The 18,868-nt window shown below is 43.3% G+C and carries 18 protein-coding genes; 8 read left to right on the forward strand and 10 right to left on the reverse strand.

Translation table 11 applies throughout. From position 1 onward, the window contains the following. Window positions 1-9: 9 nt before the first annotated feature. Window positions 10-153, reverse strand: coding sequence for a hypothetical protein (locus ACO06Y_RS12115; protein ID WP_422084089.1), 144 nt, complete (start codon window positions 151-153; stop codon window positions 10-12). A 92-nt stretch (window positions 154-245) separates the two neighbouring features. On the opposite strand from ACO06Y_RS12115, the gene ACO06Y_RS12120 reads away from it, so the two are divergent. Beyond that, entirely contained in the window at window positions 246-758 is a 513-nt protein-coding gene (locus ACO06Y_RS12120) for a hypothetical protein (RefSeq protein ID WP_422084090.1), read from the forward strand. A 115-nt stretch (window positions 759-873) separates the two neighbouring features. After that, window positions 874-1,302, forward strand: coding sequence for a type II 3-dehydroquinate dehydratase (aroQ, locus tag ACO06Y_RS12125; protein WP_422084091.1), 429 nt, complete (start codon window positions 874-876; stop codon window positions 1,300-1,302). 82 nt (window positions 1,303-1,384) lie between these two features. Here the strand turns inward: aroQ and ACO06Y_RS12130 are convergent, their stop codons facing one another. The 4 genes from ACO06Y_RS12130 to ACO06Y_RS12145 all read right to left on the reverse strand — a co-directional run bounded on the left by ACO06Y_RS12130 (window position 1,385) and on the right by ACO06Y_RS12145 (window position 4,693). Continuing rightward, window positions 1,385-1,672: a DUF3817 domain-containing protein gene (locus ACO06Y_RS12130; protein WP_422084092.1), complete on the reverse strand. Its 288-nt coding sequence runs from the start codon at window positions 1,670-1,672 to the stop codon at window positions 1,385-1,387. Between the two features lie 71 nt (window positions 1,673-1,743). After that, complete coding sequence (lpdA, locus tag ACO06Y_RS12135; RefSeq protein WP_422084093.1) at window positions 1,744-3,135, reverse strand: dihydrolipoyl dehydrogenase; 1,392 nt, start codon at window positions 3,133-3,135, stop codon at window positions 1,744-1,746. A gap of 304 nt (window positions 3,136-3,439) precedes the next feature. Continuing rightward, on the reverse strand, window positions 3,440-3,943 hold the full coding sequence (gene msrB / locus ACO06Y_RS12140; RefSeq protein ID WP_422084094.1) for a peptide-methionine (R)-S-oxide reductase MsrB: 504 nt from the start codon (window positions 3,941-3,943) through the stop codon (window positions 3,440-3,442). Window positions 3,944-4,120: 177 nt separating this feature from the next. Further along, window positions 4,121-4,693: a collagen-like triple helix repeat-containing protein gene (locus ACO06Y_RS12145; RefSeq protein WP_422084095.1), complete on the reverse strand. Its 573-nt coding sequence runs from the start codon at window positions 4,691-4,693 to the stop codon at window positions 4,121-4,123. A 174-nt stretch (window positions 4,694-4,867) separates the two neighbouring features. Between ACO06Y_RS12145 and ACO06Y_RS12150 the strand changes: the two genes are divergently transcribed. The 6 genes from ACO06Y_RS12150 to ACO06Y_RS12175 all read left to right on the forward strand — a co-directional run bounded on the left by ACO06Y_RS12150 (window position 4,868) and on the right by ACO06Y_RS12175 (window position 15,104). After that, complete coding sequence (locus ACO06Y_RS12150) at window positions 4,868-6,805, forward strand: alpha-1,4-glucan--maltose-1-phosphate maltosyltransferase (protein ID WP_422084096.1); 1,938 nt, start codon at window positions 4,868-4,870, stop codon at window positions 6,803-6,805. A 3-nt stretch (window positions 6,806-6,808) separates the two neighbouring features. Further along, on the forward strand, window positions 6,809-8,464 hold the full coding sequence (locus ACO06Y_RS12155; RefSeq protein WP_422084097.1) for a maltokinase N-terminal cap-like domain-containing protein: 1,656 nt from the start codon (window positions 6,809-6,811) through the stop codon (window positions 8,462-8,464). After that, window positions 8,452-10,347, forward strand: coding sequence for a 1,4-alpha-glucan branching protein GlgB (gene glgB / locus ACO06Y_RS12160; RefSeq protein WP_422084098.1), 1,896 nt, complete (start codon window positions 8,452-8,454; stop codon window positions 10,345-10,347). Before ACO06Y_RS12155 ends, glgB begins: the two co-directional genes overlap by 13 nt. 100 nt (window positions 10,348-10,447) lie before the next feature. After that, window positions 10,448-12,847 (forward strand): glycoside hydrolase family 31 protein, encoded by a 2,400-nt coding sequence (locus ACO06Y_RS12165; protein WP_422084099.1) that lies wholly within the window; start codon window positions 10,448-10,450, stop codon window positions 12,845-12,847. A 35-nt stretch (window positions 12,848-12,882) separates the two neighbouring features. Next, window positions 12,883-13,692, forward strand: coding sequence for a M48 family metallopeptidase (locus ACO06Y_RS12170; protein WP_422084100.1), 810 nt, complete (start codon window positions 12,883-12,885; stop codon window positions 13,690-13,692). A 74-nt stretch (window positions 13,693-13,766) separates the two neighbouring features. Beyond that, window positions 13,767-15,104, forward strand: a complete 1,338-nt coding sequence (locus ACO06Y_RS12175; protein WP_422084101.1) for an MFS transporter — start codon at window positions 13,767-13,769, stop codon at window positions 15,102-15,104. A 54-nt stretch (window positions 15,105-15,158) separates the two neighbouring features. On the opposite strand, the gene ACO06Y_RS12180 is transcribed toward ACO06Y_RS12175, so the two are convergent. The 5 genes from ACO06Y_RS12180 to ACO06Y_RS12200 are packed head-to-tail and all read right to left on the reverse strand — an operon-like array spanning window position 15,159 to window position 18,830. Continuing rightward, complete coding sequence (locus tag ACO06Y_RS12180; protein ID WP_422084102.1) at window positions 15,159-15,884, reverse strand: head GIN domain-containing protein; 726 nt, start codon at window positions 15,882-15,884, stop codon at window positions 15,159-15,161. A 34-nt stretch (window positions 15,885-15,918) separates the two neighbouring features. Then, window positions 15,919-16,623, reverse strand: a complete 705-nt coding sequence (locus tag ACO06Y_RS12185; protein ID WP_422084103.1) for a head GIN domain-containing protein — start codon at window positions 16,621-16,623, stop codon at window positions 15,919-15,921. 17 nt (window positions 16,624-16,640) lie between these two features. Further along, a complete protein-coding gene (locus tag ACO06Y_RS12190) occupies window positions 16,641-17,735 on the reverse strand; it encodes a hypothetical protein (protein WP_422084172.1) in 1,095 nt (364 codons plus the stop codon). Further along, window positions 17,716-18,276, reverse strand: coding sequence for a hypothetical protein (locus ACO06Y_RS12195; RefSeq protein WP_422084104.1), 561 nt, complete (start codon window positions 18,274-18,276; stop codon window positions 17,716-17,718). Before ACO06Y_RS12195 ends, ACO06Y_RS12190 begins: the two co-directional genes overlap by 20 nt. Then, window positions 18,276-18,830, reverse strand: coding sequence for an RNA polymerase sigma factor (locus ACO06Y_RS12200; RefSeq protein WP_422084105.1), 555 nt, complete (start codon window positions 18,828-18,830; stop codon window positions 18,276-18,278). The genes ACO06Y_RS12195 and ACO06Y_RS12200 overlap by 1 nt, the downstream gene beginning before the upstream one ends. Window positions 18,831-18,868: the final 38 nt, after the last annotated feature.

Consider the following 18,868-nt stretch of genomic DNA (forward strand, 5'->3'; position numbering starts at 1 on the left):
TTCAAGGGTTTACGGACTGTCTCCCGCAACAAAAGGGATGTGCCCCGGTGTGCCGACTTTGTTCGGTTTGGCATAATGGCTGCCTATTCCTGGAAAAGTGATTTCCAATTCAAGGGTAGCCCAACATTCTTTTGATGCACTTGGAAAGCCCATGTGCAACGGTTTTTCCGAATTTGGCAACAAAGTTGCTTCTTAATGTAGTCCGATGGATGTATTTGACGTTATTGTTCCTATAATCTATCGTTATGAAGCACACCCTATGCGTCTTGGCCTTTATTGTTTTCGGATTTTCGATGAATGCGCAGGAGGGATTTAAACTGGGCATTCAAGGGGGATTGCCCCTTGGGGACTTTAATGATGAGGTAAGCCTGTTTGTCGGGGCCGATGTAGGGTATATGTGGGCCCTGGGCAGATTAATGGACTTTGGGGTTACTGCCGGTTTCATCCATGGTTTTGCCGAAACCTTTCAGGGCCAAACCGTATCGGTGGATTTGCCCAACGTACAATTTTTGCCACTTGCCGCCTCTATACGGATATGGCCCTCCAATTCCTTTTCCCTTGGGGTGAATGCCGGAACCGCCTTGGGCATTAACGATGGTAATGATGGAGGGTTTTACTATAGGCCGATCATTGGATTTTTGTTGGGCCCACAAACTGAATTGAACCTTTCCTATACCGGAATACAATTGGACGAAAGAGCGTGGAACTCCGCCAATCTTGGGGTTATCTACACCTTTCCCACAGGAAGACGGCGTTAATTCCCTGCTGGCCCAGTGACACCATTTTTTTTACGGGGACTAATTTGCTAATTTTAACTCCATCAACCTACCTATAGGGTAGGTCTGACCTATTGGAAACACTAGAATCGATTGGATGAAAATTATTATAATCAATGGCCCAAACTTAAACCTTTTGGGCAAACGGGAGCCGGAGGTATATGGCAACCAGACTTTTGAGGACTATTTTTCGATACTACAGTTCAAGTTCAAGGATGTACAGTTGGAGTATTACCAATCCAATATTGAAGGGGAAATCATCGGTAAGCTTCAGGAAGTTGGGTTTTCCCATGAAGGCATTGTGCTCAATGCAGCTTCCTATACGCACACATCGGTAGGTATCGGTGATGCCGTGAAGGCCATTCAGACACCGGTTGTGGAGGTACATATCTCCAACACCCACAAAAGGGAAGAATTTCGTCATGTATCCTATATCTCACCAGGTGCAAAGGGAGTTATTCTGGGCTTCGGCCTACAGAGCTATGATTTGGCCATACAGAGTTTTTTGGACGATATCACAGAATAGGAAGGGTCTTTAAGGGTGTTTGGGAAACAAAAGAGCAAGCTTTGTCAAGTCCTTAAAAATCAAATGTAAATCTTTCCACTTACTATCCAGATTGTAAGGGCTTTAGATACTTCTTGTCCATATAAAATGTCCCGAAGGGCAATAAGGAGGCTAGTAGCAATATAAACAATCGTTTCGGGGCCCACTTTTTTTCCATCCAAAAAGCAATGGCCAAAAGGAGATAGGCAATGAACAGGAATCCATGGGCATAGCCAATATAGATATTGGGTTCGCGAATGTCCGCCCAATACTTTAAGGGCATACTGATAGCAAAGAGCATGAGGTAGGAAATACCCTCAAGGACAGCCGTAATTCTAAAAGTGGTAAGCATCTTTTGAAATAATGGACGTTTCAGATAAACGCAATCCAGATTTTTGGGTCTGGACTGCGCTTAACTGTATTTTACAAATGGATTACTTCATCATAGGCATCGGCTACGGCTTCCATTACGGCCTCACTCATGGTAGGGTGGGGGTGGACCGCTTTTAATACCTCGTGCCCCGTGGTTTCCAGTTTTCGTGCCACCACTGCCTCGGCTATCATGTCCGTAACACCGGCACCGATCATATGGCAACCCAACCATTCCCCATATTTGGCATCGAAGATGACCTTAACGAATCCGTCCGCATTACCTGAGGCCTTGGCCTTTCCACTTGCCGAAAACGGGAATTTTCCAACCTTGATATCATGTCCGGCCTCTTTCGCCTGTGTTTCGGTCAGTCCTACGGAGGCCACTTCGGGCATACAGTAGGTACATCCCGGAATGTTACCGTAGTCCAAAGGCTCCACATGCATGCCCTTTATTTTTTCCACACAAAGGATACCCTCGGCGGAAGCGACATGGGCCAAGGCCTGCCCCGGGGTAACATCACCTATGGCATAGTAACCTGGAATATTGGTCTGGTAATAATCGTTGACTAGAATTTTATCGCGATCGGTAGCTATCCCAACTTCTTCCAAACCAATATTTTCGATATTCGATTTTATTCCTACCGCAGAAAGGACGATATCCGCCTCTAGGACCTTCTCACCTTTCGCAGTCTTTACGGTGGCCTTGACACCTTCTCCCGAGGTATCCACACTCGTAACTTCGGATGAGGTCATGATCTTGATTCCTGTCTTTTTGAAACTTCGTTCCAGTTGTTTGGAGATCTCCTCGTCCTCGACCGGAACTATACGCGGTAGGAACTCTACAACGGTGACTTCAGTGCCCATGGCATTATAGAAATAGGCGAATTCTATACCTATCGCCCCGCTACCTACAACTATCATCTTTTTTGGCTGTCCATCCAAGGACATGGCTTCCCGATAGCCGATTATCTTCTTTCCGTCCTGGGGCAGGCTGGGGAGCTCACGGCTCCTTGCTCCCGTAGCAATGATGATATGTTCCGCACTATATTCAGTTTCCTTGCCCTCAGCATCGGTCACGGTTAATTTTTTCCCGGGTCTTAGTTTTCCAATACCGGTGATGACCTCGATTTTATTCTTTTTCATCAAGAACTGTACACCCTTGCTCATACTATCGGCTACTCCCCGACTGCGTTTTACAACGGCATTGAAATCCTTGTCCACATCTCCTGCCTTAAGGCCATAATCCTCAGCATGCTGCAAATATTCAAATACTTGCGCCGACTTTAGCAAAGCTTTTGTAGGGATACAACCCCAGTTAAGACAAACCCCGCCAAGGCTTTCTTTTTCAACAATCGCGGTTTTGAAACCCAGTTGGGAAGCCCTAATAGCGGCAACATAACCCCCAGGGCCACTGCCCAAAACAATAACATCGAAATTGGCCATTTTTTAAACTTTTTAAAGATTACCTCCCAAAAGACGCGAATGGATTATTCGGTCGAGAGCGGTGCAAAAGTACGGAAATCAGAACCCAAATTACAAATTCAAAATCCCAATTGTTTGCCAAGGAAATCCAAAGTAATACATCAAAACATGGATTTACCGATTTTCTGTTTTCCTAGGTTTTGGAATGTTCTTTGGGATGTCTTAATATTTTGAACAAAAATATAACACGCCCATATTGGTAGGAACCCCGTGCTTGGTATTACGTTAGGTCAACTCAGTTAAAGTAATGAAGGACATAGGTGTTTTATTCCTTGGCTACAAAGTCAAGCGCCACACCATTGATACAATGTCGTTTTCCGGTGGTGTTCCTGGGGCCATCATCAAATACATGCCCTAAATGACCTCCACAGGTGGCGCAATGCTCCTCGGTTCGTTTGTAACCTATTTTGTAATCTACGTCGTAAGCCACATTGCCCTCTATTTCCCGATCAAAACTGGGCCAACCCGTACCGGAATCGAATTTATGCTCACTCTTAAAAAGAGGGGTCCCACAACCAGCGCACACATAGGTTCCTTCTTCCTTGTTATCCAGAAGATCACTACTGAATGCATTTTCAGTAGCGGCCTTGCGCAGTACGTAGAATTCCATATCATTGAGTTCCTTTCGCCATTCCTCCTCCGTTTTGGATATGGGGAAAGTCTTTTCTTTTTTCGTGTCCCTATTCGAGGCAGTTTCCTTTTCTTGGGAATTTCCTTTACATCCGGTTATAAGCAGAATAAAGGAGATTAATAGCATTTTACGGGTCATGAATATTAGATTTATTACATTTCTTAAATTGGACGATACTATTGGTAATTCCTTTCAAATGTAACCTAACTTTATGAATGGATTATGTAAAGGCTCTACCAAAGTCATCCATCTAAAAGGAAAGCCTGTTCACCATTTGGGAACAGAGCTTTTCCGTGGCTCAATACCAAAATAGGTTCAATCCAATTGTATTTTTCTAACATCCTTTTCTTCGATACCCAAGGAACGCATCACGGCATCGATATTGGATTTATCCATTTTTGAGGATAGACCTAGATTTGCCGGGATGACCACAATCCGGAATACTTGGTTTTGGACCAAATCTACGGGAACCAGGCTTGCATCAAATTCCGGTTCTACCAAAACGCTGTAATCATTTAGCGTAAAGTCAAAATTATAGAACAATAATCCTTGATCGGAAAAGAAAGGTTGTGGCAATTGGCGCCAAACATCCAGACCATTGTTTACCTCTTCCAATCGATACATGAGCACCACATCGTCTACCAATAATATGACATCGTCCGGGAAGGGCTCAAGGGCAAATTCATATCTGTTTAGGTCCGGATTCAAGACCATATCGATATCAATTTCAAAGGCAACCGCTTCAAATTCGGGGCCTGGAGGTCCCGGAGCACCATCCACTCCATCCGCTCCATTAAATCCATCCAATCCTGGAGGTCCTGCAGGCCCTTCACAGGATATAAAAAATAGGGCCAAAACTGTACCGAATATCAAAGTTGTTTTTTTCATAATGAATGTATTTTAGCTAGATATGTGATTCTTTTTGTACCCGTTTCAAAAAGTGTTCCAAAAATGAAATCGAAAAAATTTGAGGCTCCTTAAAGAACCCAAGATTTGTATCTTATACGGGTAGGATTATCGTTTTATTTCCTATTTTTAACAAAACCGAACAAACCTTAAACTATGCTAAGACAACAACGCGTTGTTATTGAAAATGTTTCACCACAAATTCAATGTGGGGAGTTTTTTATCAAAAGGACCGTGGGCGAAAAAATAACGGTTTATGCAGATGTGCTTCCCGATGGCCATGATGTTATCCAGGCTGAGATTCTCTATAAGCATCAGGATGACAAGAAGTATTCCGAAATCCGTATGCAACATCAGGGACAGGATGTATATTTTGAGACCTTTTCGGTACAAAAACAAGGTTTTTATGACTATAAGGTGCAAGGCTGGGTGGACCATGCCCTCAACTGGCAACATGGTATAGAGGCCAAACTTGAGGATAGGCAACATGTTAAGAGCGAACTTTTGGATGGAGTGCAATACTTGAAGTATGTTGCCAAAAAAGTTCCAGCCCAGGAGAAACCGTATCTCCAAAAACTGATCCAGCTTTTTGAGGATGACAATTCCTATGATGAGGCGGTAACAGAAGCCGTTTCCCAAAAATTACACGGATTATTTTTGAGTTATCCCCAACGTTTTCTGGCCAATAGCAGTAAGGTACTTCAGGTCTATGTGGATAGGAAAAAGGCGGCCTTTAGTACATGGTACGAGTTTTTTCCACGGTCTTCCTCACCTGAAACCAATGCACACGGGACATTTGAGGATTGTGAACGGTTACTCACCAGAATAGCCAATATGGGTTTTGATGTATTGTATTTTCCGCCTGTACATCCTATTGGGGAAGTAAACCGGAAAGGAAAGAACAATACCGTAAATGCTGTTGAGGGCGATTCCGGAGTACCGTGGGCCATTGGCTCAAAATTAGGCGGACACAAAGCCATACACCCTGATTTGGGTACTGAAAAGGACTTCAGGAACTTGATTAAAAAGGCAAATGGCCATGGAATAGAGATTGCCATGGATCTGGCCTTCCAGGCTGCACCGGACCATCCGTATATAACCGAACATCCGGAATGGTTTAGAAAACGACCGGACGGTACCATCCAATATGCCGAGAACCCCCCCAAAAAGTATCAGGATATTGTCAACTTTTATTTTGAATCCAAGGCGTACAAAGAATTATGGGAGGAACTGTTGAGCGTTACTTTACATTGGGTAAACTGCGGGGTACTTATTTTTAGGGTGGACAACCCCCATACCAAACCCTATTATTTTTGGAATTGGCTCATTGCCCAGGTGAAAAAGGATTATCCTGATGTACTTTTCCTGGCAGAGGCGTTTTCACGACCAAGGGTGATGCAGCAATTGGCCAAGCAAGGATTCTCACAGTCCTATACCTACTTTACCTGGAGGGTATGGAAGCATGAGCTTATCGAGTACATGGTAGAGCTTACCCAATCCGAAATGAAGGAGTACTATCGTCCCAATTTTTGGCCCAATACCCCGGATATCAATCCATACCATCTACAAGGAGGCAATGAGGCCATTCACCTTATTCGGTATGCCTTGGCCGCTACAATGAGCGGAAATATCGGAATCTATGGACCGGTTTTCGAATATATGGATACCGCGGCCCTTCCTGGTAAGGAAGAGTACCTGAACTGCGAAAAGTACGAGATACGGCATTGGGACTGGTCTATGGAAAATAAGTTGACCTATGTTATAAGCAAAGTAAATGCAGCACGTAAGGCCCATGAATGCCTGCAACAAACCAATAATATCCGTTTTTGTACTATTGACAATGACAATTTGATCGCTTTTTATAAATGGAACGATGACCAAACGGATCGAATGTTGATCGTAATCAGTTTAGATCCCTATTACGCCCAGAGGGGCATGGTTCAACTACCATTGGATAGTTTGGGAATTCATGCCGGTCAACCTGTACAGGTCCATGATATTATTACGGATAATGGGTACCTTTGGCATAATGAATGGAATTTTATTGAACTGCATCCGGCCTTGCCCTTTCATCTGTTCCATATCAATACATAAGAAATGACCAAAAAGAAAAAGGAATCCCTGGCACGACCACCTTATCGTTTCGATACCGTTTGGGAGGAATTGATGGAGAACGATAAGTTTGTCAAAGTTTTTCTTTCCGATGTGCTGGAAAATTATGTTGTACAACAGCGTTGGTACGGTGGTAAGGCCAGTAAGTTAAAATATCTGGAGCTTCAGGAGTATTTTAGGATACAACAAAATGAGGAAGTCTACTACGGTCTATTGTTGCAGGTTAATTTTGAAGAGGCCTTCTATCAGCATTATTTTTTACCTATTGCCTTCGTATCCGATGAGAGCTTTGCCGAGAAAGACCGCATATTACCCATACAGATAAAAGATCAGGAAGGTTTTATCATAGATGCCCTTAATTTGGAGGCTTTTCGAAAGTTGGTCTTTGAACGTATCATGACAGCGGTACCCAACGATACCACCAAGGTAAGGTATCACAAAAGCGCCAGTTTTTCGGAAACGGAGTACATTTCCTCTCGATTTATGGGCTTGGAGCAGAGCAACACTTCGGTTATTATCAATGATAGATTGGTCATTAAGTTTTTCCGCAGGATTTATTCCGATAAAAATCCCGATTATGAAATGACCCGTTTTCTCTCCGAGGAGAAAGAGTATCGGAACATACCGGCCTATATGGGAAGTATCAACGTCATCGATTCGGATAATGTGAACATCACGATTGCCTTGATGCAGGAACTCGTGCCCAACCAAGGGGATGCGTGGGAGTATATGTTGGGAGAGCTACATAAAATATTCTGCAATCTGGAATACAAGCGTATCCAAGTAAAGAACTTGCCCGAAACCCCAATGTTTAAAAATTTAGGGATCAATGATGTGCCTCCACGGATCATTGATTGGGCCGGGCTCAATATTTTTTTGAAAATTCAAAAGCTTGCCCAAAGAACGGCGGAAATGCACATCGCCTTGGGATCCGAATTTGGGGATACCGCTTTTCACCCTACACATTTTAACGGGGACTATGAAGTATGGTTAAAAAATAGGCTGCTGTATCAATTTCAGAATCGCTTGAATATTGTTGAGAACAATATGCATCGCTTGGAGGGACTTTCCTTGGAATTGGCCCGGGAGTTTTTGGAACGCAAGAACGAGATACGAAAACGATTTGTAAATTTTGATTGGACCAAACTAAAGGGGGAGCGTATCCGGATACATGGAGATTATCATTTGGGTCAGGTTTTGGTTCAGGAAGACGATTTTTATCTTCTGGATTTTGAAGGCGAACCGGAAAGTACCATTCGGGACCGTAAAGTGAAACAACCTCCCTTAAAGGATGTGGCCGGTATTTTTCGCTCTTTCCACTACGCCATTTATGCCACTATTTTTGGAAAAGGGGAGGAGTATCCGTATTCTCGGGAAGACCTATATAAAGCAGGCGAAATATTATATCGCTATTTCATCGGCGTTTTCCTGGGGAGCTATGTAGGGTTGATACAGGAGCACAATCTCAACATAGGTTATGTTCAGGAACGTATATTTCTTTTGAAATACTGTATGCTGGAAAAGGCGGTCTACGAATTGGGCTACGAAATGAATTCCAGACCACAATGGGCAGTAATACCATTGGAGGGCATTATGGGCATTATTAATGATACTAACCAAACAACAATATGGCAAACGTAATACCGCATAGTCTATTTACCGATTTTGATATCAGTCTTTTTAAAGCCGGAAAGCACTATCGGCTTTATGAGAAATTGGGATCACATCCTATGGAATTGAATGGCCAAAAGGGCACCTATTTTGCCGTATGGGCGCCAACGGCGAAATCCGTATCCGTGGTGGGCGATTTTAATTATTGGATAGAGGGCGATCACAAACTTTTTGTACGATGGGACGAAAGTGGTATTTGGGAAGGGTTTATTCCCGGTATAGATCAAGGCTCCTTATACAAATACAAGATACATTCCCACAATAGCGATATCAAGACCGAAAAAGCGGATCCTTTTGCACGTTATTGCCAACATCCACCCAACACCGCGTCGGTGGTATGGAAAGATGATTACAAATGGAAGGACAAAAAATGGATGGGCTACCGTGGGGATAAAAACGGTCTAGATAGGCCCTATTCCGTATATGAGGTTCATTTGGGTTCGTGGAAGCGTAAAAATGGGAACGAGTACCTTTCCTATGTAGATCTATCCGAAGATCTTGTAGAATATGTGAAGGACATGGGCTTTACACATGTGGAGTTTATGCCAGTTATGGAATACCCTTACGATCCTTCCTGGGGCTATCAATTGACGGGATATTTTGCCCCTACTTCAAGATTTGGGAAACCGGAGGATTTCAAATTACTGGTAGATAAGCTCCATCAAAACGATATCGGTGTTATCTTGGATTGGGTTCCGTCCCACTTTCCGGAGGACGCTCACGGGCTTGGCTTTTTTGATGGATCTCACCTTTATGAAAATCCAGATCGCCGCAAAGGGTATCACCCGGATTGGAAGAGTCTGATATTCAACTACGGTAGGAACGAGGTTAGGGCCTTCCTTATAAGCAATGCCCTTTTCTGGTTGGAACAATATCATGTGGACGGTCTACGGGTAGATGCGGTGGCCTCCATGCTCTATCTGGATTATTCCCGGGAAGAAGGGGAGTGGGAACCCAATATCTATGGAAACAACGAAAATCTGGAAGCGATATCCTTTATTCGGGAACTTAATGAAACGGTCTATGGCAGTTATCCAGATGTACAGACCATAGCGGAGGAGTCCACGGCATTTTCCGGGGTTTCCAGGCCCGTTAACCTGGGGGGGCTCGGTTTTGGTATGAAATGGATGATGGGATGGATGCACGATACCTTGGAGTATTTCAAAAAGGAGCCGATTTACCGGAAACATCATCAAAATGACATTACTTTTAGCATGACCTATGCCTTTACCGAAAACTTTATGTTGCCCTTTTCGCATGATGAGGTGGTCTATGGAAAGCAGTCCCTTATCTATCGTATGCCGGGGGACGAGTGGCAGCGTTTTGCCAATCTCCGACTGCTTTTCGGCTATATGTTTACCCATCCTGGGGGCAATCTAATTTTTATGGGAGGCGAATTCGGACAGACTTCGGAATGGAACTTTCAACAAAGTCTGGACTGGCATTTGACGCAATACGAACTACATTCTGGAATCCAGGAATTGATCAAGGATTTGAATGCGCTATACAGATCGGAACCCGCTTTGTACGAGAAACAATTTAGCCATGAAGGCTTTCAATGGATAGACTATGGGGATGCGGAAAATTCAGTACTTACCTATGTCCGCAAAGGACATGATGAGAAGAATGATGTCATTGTCGCCTGTAACTTCACACCCGTTCCCAGGGAAAACTATAGGATTGGGGTTCCCAAAACCAAGGCCTTAAAAGAAATATTCAATAGCGATGCTAAAAAATATGGAGGCAGTGACTTACAAAATGCTTCCGTGAAAACCACAAATACGGCATGGCATGGATATAAAAAATCTATAGAAATTACCATTCCTCCTTTGGGTATTGTCATTTTAAAGTAAGGAAAAATAGCTATATCGTTATAGTTAACAATTGGTCGTAATATGTTTTCGTTATTATGGGTTAAGTCCTTAATTTGTGGCGTTTTAAATTTGACTAGCGATGATAACGAATACCGAGCTTGAATACAAGGGTAATTTATACCCTAATCGGATAGTAGACTATAAAAAGGATTCGGATAAACTTTACTTTACCACAGAAAATGGCGTTATTCTAGAGATTACCGTTCTTCAAGATACTGTTTTAAGGTTCAGGTATGCAACGGAATATGTATTTGAACCGGATTTTTCCTATGCCATAAGTGAAACGGCCAGCAAAGGATACAACCGCCTAGAGACTGCGGAAACCAAAACAGAGTACCTCCTGGAGACCGCTGTATTGAAGATACTGATAGATAAAAAGACGCTACGTACCCAAATATCGGACTTGGAAGGGAATATCATCAATGAGGACGAACTCGGTTTTCACTGGGAAGAAAACTATGAATATGGGGGCAATACCGTAAAAATGAGTAAAATAACCCAGACTGCCGAAAGTTTCTACGGGATGGGTGATAAGGCCGCACACTCCAACTTAAAGGGCAAGCGGGTAAATAACTGGTGTACCGACCAGTACGCCTTTGGAAAAGATCAGGAACCACTTTATAAGGCAATCCCATTTTACACCGGTCTTCACAACGGTAAATGTTATGGCATTTTCTTCGATAATACCTTTAGGACCTATTTTGATTTTGCCCATGAACGACGAAATATTACCAGCTTTTGGGCAGACGGCGGGGAAATGAACTACTACTTCTTTTATGGCCCGCAAATGTCCGAAGTGGTCCGTTCCTATACCAATTTGACCGGCACCCCGGAAATGCCCCCACAGTGGGCTTTGGGATATCATCAATCCAAGTGGAGCTACTTCCCCGAGAGTAGGGTAAAGGAATTGGCCGACAACTTTAGAAAGCTCAGGATTCCCTGTGACGCCATCTATTTGGATATTGATTACATGGATGGTTTTCGATGTTTCACTTGGGACAAGACTCGTTTTCCGGATCCTAAAAGAATGATTGGAGAGCTAAATGAAGACGGGTTTAAGACCGTGGTAATGATAGATCCCGGGATTAAGGTGGATCGGGATTATTGGGTATACCAAGAGGCCATGGAAAAGGACTATTTCTGTAAACGCGGTGACGGGCCTTATATGCAGGGAAAAGTGTGGCCCGGTCCCTGCAAGTTCCCTGACTTTACCAACCCTGAGGTACGCACATGGTGGGCGGAATTGTACAAGGAATTCATGGCAGAGATCGGGGTACATGCCGTTTGGAACGATATGAACGAACCCGCTGTAATGGAAGTACCTACCAAGACGGCCCCATTGGATACCAGACACAATTACGATGGTCATCCCTGTACCCATAGAAAAGCACATAATATTTATGGTATGCAAATGGTCAGGGCCACCTATGAGGGTGTAAAGAAGTACGTATTTCCCAAAAGACCCTTTGTCATTACCCGAGCGGCCTTTGCCGGTACCCAGAGATATTCCTCAACTTGGACCGGGGACAACGTGGCCACTTGGGAACACTTGTGGATAGCCAACGTACAGGCCCAACGCATGTGCTTAAGCGGGTATTCCTTTGTGGGATCGGATATTGGGGGCTTTGCGGAACAGCCCAATGGCGAACTGTTCGCTAGATGGATCCAATTGGGTGTTTTCCATCCTTTCTGTAGGGTACATTCCAGTGGGGATCATGGGGATCAGGAACCCTGGTCCTTTGACAATGAAGTGACGGATATCGTCCGAAAATTTATAGAACTGAGATATCAATTATTGCCCTATCTGTATACCATGTTCTATAGGTATACGGAATATGGTACACCCATGTTACAGTCCTTGTTCTATTATGATCAGGAGGACACCCAGACCCATTTCCGAACGGATGAGTTTATTTTTGGAAAGCAGATTTTGGTCTGTCCCGTTCAGGAGCCCAACGCAAAGGGTAGGCGAATGTATGTCCCCAAGGGAAAATGGTATAATTATTGGACTGAAGAAACCATAGAAGGGGGTAAGGAAAGATGGGTGACCGCGGATATCGATAAAATCCCCCTATTCATCAAGGAAGGGGCCATAATTCCTAAATATCCCGTACAGCAGTATGTGGGAGAACTTGAAATAAAGGAATTGATCTTGGATGTATATTTTAAGATCGGGGCCGAAAACTCAATGGTTTATGAGGATGCCCAGGATGGATATGATTACAAAAAGGGACAGTTTAGTCTACGTAAGTTTAAGTTGGTGGGCAAGGAAAACGAACTGATAATCCAACAATTCAAGGATGGATCGTACACTACCTCCTATGATAGCTTCAAATTTAAATTACATGGACTGCCTTTTACCATAGCTACCATAGAAGTGGACAATGAAGTGGTTCCATTGCAGCAGATAAAATTGAATGGGAATAATAGCATAGAAATCGACAAGAATTTTACCGAATTACACATAACGGGTAAATAATTTTCGTATTTTTCTTATACTAAACACTAGTAAAAATGAAAAGATTAATATTGACATTGGTGATTTTTATGGGCGTGGCGGCCTGTAAAACCAATCCGTTTACCGGAAAGAGCACTTTGAACTTTTATTCCAATAACCAATTATTCCCCACGGCCTTTGCTCAATACGATCAGTTTTTGACTGAAAACAAAGTGGTAGAAGGTACGGCCGAAGCCAGAATGATAGAAAAAGTAGGACAGAGGATTGCTTCCGCCGCTGAAAGATGGTTGACTGCAAATGGCCAACCGGGATACCTTAAGGACTATAAATGGGAATACAAACTTGTACAGGACGAGGCCGTAAATGCATGGTGTATGCCCGGAGGAAAAATCGTTTTTTATACAGGTATCATGCCCATCTGTCAGGGAGAGACCGGTATTGCGGTAGTTATGGGCCATGAAGTGGCCCATGCCCTTGCAGATCATGGGGCGCAACGGATGAGCGCCGGTACCTTGCAGCAGTTGGGGGCCGTAGCAGGCAATGTGGCCATTCAGGATCCCCAGAAGCGTAACATGTTCAATCAAGCCTATGGTATAGGATCTTCCGTGGGTTTAATGCTGCCCTTTAGTAGGAGTCACGAGACCGAAGCGGATTTGATAGGGCTTCAAATGATGGCCATTGCGGGCTATAACCCGGATGAGGCTGCCAATCTTTGGCGAAGAATGAAGGCCAAAAGCGGGGGACAGGCCCCTCCCGAGTTCTTGAGTACACACCCTTCCAACGATACCCGGATAGCCAATCTCGAAAAATGGGCTCCAATGGCAAAACAGGAAGCCAGTAAATTTGGTGTAACATCGTTTCAATAAATCCCTCAAAATAGTTGTATAAAATTGTATATTGAAACCCGTCCGCCAATTGGCGGACGGGTTTTATTTTTTATATGGACAGAACAATAGCAATAAAGGGAGATCGAAAGTTGTTAAATGCCTGGGCGTTTTATGATTGGGCAAATTCGGTCTATAGCCTGGTCATTGCTTCGGCCATTTTTCCCATATTCTATGGCGCATTATTTCGAGTGGCCGAAGTTGAAAAGGTAACCGTTTTTGGTGGGGAAATTGCAAGGGCACCGTTGATCAGTTACCTTACTTCAGCTGCTTTCTTGTTCATAGCCATAATAACACCATTACTGTCCGGTATTGCGGATTATGTCGGAAACAAGAAGGTATTCATGAAGTTTTTTTGTTATCTGGGCGGGCTCTCCTGCATAGGTCTCTATTGGTTTTCCCTGGACAATATCTACTTGGGTTTAACATGCTATTTTTTTGGTCTCGTCGGTTTTTGGGTGAGCTTCGCCATTAATAATTCATACTTGCCGGATATCGCATTTCCCGAGCAACAGGATCGCATTAGTGCAAAGGGCTTTTCCATGGGATATATAGGAAGTGTCATCCTTTTGCTGTTCAATCTGGCCATGGTCATGAAACCTGACCTTTTTGGCATTCAGGATAGTGTAGGGGAGGCTGCCGAATTGAAGGCCATGAAGTACTCCTTTGTCTCTGTCGGTATCTGGTGGATAGGTTTTGCGCAGTATACTTTTTTTCACCTGCCCAAAGGATATAAAAAAGAGGATAAAAGAACGAATGTCATACTTAACGGTTTTAGGGAGTTAAAGGGCGTTTGGCATCAATTGGGCAATGAGACCAAACTGAAGCGTTATTTAGGGGCATTTTTTGTCTATAGTATGGCGGTCCAGACCGTAATGCTTATTGCCACCTATTTCGGAGAAGAGGAGATCAATTGGGGTTCTGATGGCGAACGGACCACAGGCTTGATCACCAGCATTTTGGTCATACAGATCGTAGCCGTCCTGGGCGCCACTTTGACCGCGAAGGCATCCAAGGCTTTCGGAAACATTCCAACCCTTATCGTAATCAACCTTTTATGGGTGTCCATTTGTATCTATGCCTACTTTTTGATTACTCCAATGGACTTCTACATTGCTGCAGGATGCGTGGGAATGGTCATGGGAGGGATACAGGCCTTGTCCCGCTCCACCTATTCCAAGTTTATCCCTGAAACAACGGATACCACCTCCTTTTTTAGCTTTTATGATGTAGCCGAAAAAATAGGCATTGTAATAGGCACTTTTTTATATGGATTTGTCGCCCAGTTCACCGGGAGTATGCGAAACTCCACGATTTTTCTAGGGCTGTTTTTTCTAATAGGGATGTTTTTACTTACCCGGGTGAATAAAACCAAAAAAGCCTCCATCGGATAATGGAAGCTTTGATTGGCATGTTGCTCGTTTTTTGATTTTGTTCTTTTTGTCGGATTACCCCCTGGAAATATCCCCGGAACCGGATGTCTTGGTATCTATTTTTTCAGGATTACCTCGGTATTCTATATCCCCGGATCCGGAAACCCGTGCCCTTAGCCTTTGATTGGCGGTAACCTGTATGTTTGCCGACCCGGATACGGTGGCCTCTACATTCTCTGCCTCAAGCGAATAGGCCTCGACATCTCCTGAACCTGAAATACTCACTTCAAAATCATCGGTTTTTCCTTCAAGCCGAATATCACCCGATCCGGACATGGAGGCATTGATCGAGTTAGCCTCTACAGATAAAGTAATATCTCCGGAGCCGGACATGGCCGTTTCAAAGGTACTGGCCTTTATGGTCGTTCTGCCAACAATATCACCTGACCCGGATAGCGATACGGAGTTTACACTTTCTACAGGAACGGTTATGACAATGCCTTCTTTCCACTTGGAAGGTTTTAGATTTACCCCTTTTTCGGTCTTAATGACCAGTTTCCCGTTTTTAACTTCGGTTTTAATGTATTCCAAAAGGTTATCTTCACCCCTTAACGTAAGTTCCCCCTCGTTGCCGTCTACCAGGTTTACATCAAACCATCCCGATACTGCAATCGCGTCATAGTCACCCGTGGATCGCTCTATAGTTACGGTATTGCCGTTTCCTTTTATTCTACGGCCCCATTGCGCGGTACAGGAGACCGTAAATGCGAGCACGAGACTTAATGTGATTAATTTTTTCATGATACGTCGTTTTTTTTGGTTACTATTTAGTTTTCTAACTACTCCTTTTTCTTTTGGTCACGGAACCTGATCCGGAAACCTTGCTATCGATCTTATCGGGGGATCCAATATAATTGACATCTCCGGAACCTGAGATTCTTGCCCGGATTTCTTTATTCGCCTTTACATTAACATTGGCGGAGCCGCTTATGGTCGCCACTACAATATCTGTTTCCAGGTCATAAGCCTTTATCTTACCGGAACCGGAAATCTCGGCATCATGGTTTTCGGCCTGTCCGTGAAATATAATATTCCCGGAACCCGATATTCTGGAATTTAAGGAATTCGCATTTACGTTCAAATCGATTTCACCGGAACCGGAAAGATTGGCGGCAAAACGTTCTGCGGACAAGGTTGTACTTCCCGAAATTGAACCTGATCCGGAAAGTGATACGCCATGGATGCTTTCAACAGGTATGGTTATCGTTATCTTGGAAAAAGAATAGAAAGGGTTTATATTGGTTCTCTTGCCCCATTCTATTTTTAGGTCGCCGTTTACTACTTCGCTTTCGATATGTTTTAATTGGCTCGCCTTTCCTGTGAGGGTAATTTGGCCTTCTTTCCCTTCTACCAGTTCCACATCGAACCAACCCGACACGGAGATTTCATCGTATTCCCCTACCGTTCTTTTTTCAAGGCTTTGTGCCTGGATGGAAAAGGTAAAGATCGAGACTAAACCGAGTATTAAGACATTTTTCATAATGGTTGAGGTTTTATTTAATTTCTTGAAAATGATACACCACCGTAGTCACTGGAAATGGTGACCGTGTTTCCACTATTTTGTTGTCCATGGTAACCCTTATAGTACTTGGAATGGGATTTCTCCTTGCTGATATTGACCTCAAAATCCCCCATACCATTTACCCCGGCATATTCCGTATCGATTTCAAAATCGAAATGGTATTGGGGAGAATATCCGATTTTGATTCCTGTATAATCCGTTCTAATTTGAAGGTCTCCGGCATCATCGGCCATATTTTCTATTTTTATGGAGCCATAATCCGCGGTAATACCCACGTCACCATGTATGGTACCCAACTTTACATTGATGTAGTCCCCGCTTCCCTGAACATCGTTTGCCTTACCGATGTCTATTTTTCCGTAATCACAGGTATATTGCAAATTTTCCATTTCTTCCACGGTAGAATCTGTATAATCCGCATTGATCATAAGGTCTCCGGCCTTTTCGATGGTAAAACCGGAATAGTCTGCCCGTATGTCACCACTGTTGATATAACTGATACTAGATCTGGAAGTATAGTCAAAATTAAGTTGGTTGTTCCTCCCCCGTAATTCCCCGATTTCCAATCGGCCATAATCACAATTTATTTTGGCATGGCCGTCTACGCGGTCTAAAATGATGTTTCCGTAATCATTATCTAGATTTACACTGTTCTTTACAGGTAGTTTAATGGTATAATTGATCTGCATATTTACGTTGTTGTTCCTTCCCCAGTTCCAACCCCAACTACCCTTATTGCTGTTAAAAATGGTTTTGGCGGATACCATACTACTGCTTGCATCAAAGTCCACGGTGATATTATCCAACTTACGCTGCACCTTGTCCTCGTTGTTGCCATTGGTCTTGATGTGTACCTCAATAAGTACACGATTCTCGTCCCAAGAGGTTATATTGAGGTTCCCATAGCTATTATTTACTTTTAGAAGGGCATCAAAGTTAACATTGAACTCCTTTTTTATAGTTTTCTCCTTGGTGTATCTACCCTTTAGTTTTCCCTCATTGGCACACAAGGTCAATGGGAGCGTACAAAGAAGTACTACTGCCGTGTATTTATATAGTAATGTTTTCATCATTGTAATCTTTTAATGTTTGTATAGTTTCAATTTGGTCTAGCACATCTTGCAAAAGATCTATCCTTGTCTGAAAGTTGGTGATCATGGCGCTGAGTAAAAGCTTGCTGTTACCACCATTTAATAAGTCCTGCTCCAATTGTCCGTAATTTGTCTCCAATTTTTTCAATTGGGTCATAGTATCGGCAATGATTTTTTCGGTTTCCGGGGAACTCTTGCTTTCCAGTTCCCTTACCTGCTGCTCGATGAGATTGGCAAAGTAAAACTGTGTTTTGGATACCTCTGGGGAGATTTCCGCCACTTTTTCATCTGTTGTGGCCTCACTGGTATAGAGGCCAAGGCCTATGGTACAAAGAACAAGAACGGAAGCCGCTATGGACAAGGGTTTCCACCAGTTTTTTCTTTTAGTGTGCATCTGTACCACTCCCTGGGAAGCACTTAATTTTTCCAAAAAGCGCGCTTCATGACCTGGAGCCGGTTCTTCGATATCAAAAGAGCCTTGTAGTCTTTTGAACAGCTTTTCCAAATTTTCGTTTTCCATTATCCTGCGATTAATAGTTTTTGTCGTAGGCTTTCCTTGGCTCTAGAGATTGTTGTCCTACAATTAGCGTAACTTATATTCATAATACCACTTATTTCCTCATAGTCGTAACCTTCGATTAAATGTAGGGTCAAAGAAATTCTGTAATTGTCTTTCAACCGTTTCATGGCTTCCATCACCTTTTGAGCCTTCAGTTCGGTAAACGCATGATCCGAAGCAACTCCATCATTATCCTCGACCCTGTACATTACATCTTCCAAAGCAACTTCGTTTTTCTTCTGTTGCTTTTTATAGTGATAGATACTGTTGTTTATTACAATTCGTTTTAACCATGCCCCGAATGTAACTTCCCCTTTGAACGTGTGCAGTTTTGTAAACGCGTTTAGAAATGATTCCTGCATAATGTCCTCGGCTTCGGCACTGTCCTTTACAATCCTAAGGGAAATGTTGTACATCGCCTTGTAATACCGATTGTAAATCTCCAGTTGTGCACTTTGGTTTCCTTTAAGGCATAGTTGCAATAAAGCATCAGTATGTTCACTCTTGTGGCTCAAAAGATGGACGGTTTATACAAAAGATGACCCTATTTTGG

Origin of the sequence: Ulvibacterium sp. (assembly GCF_965228935.1) — a bacterium.
Lineage (GTDB): Bacteria > Bacteroidota > Bacteroidia > Flavobacteriales > Flavobacteriaceae > Ulvibacterium.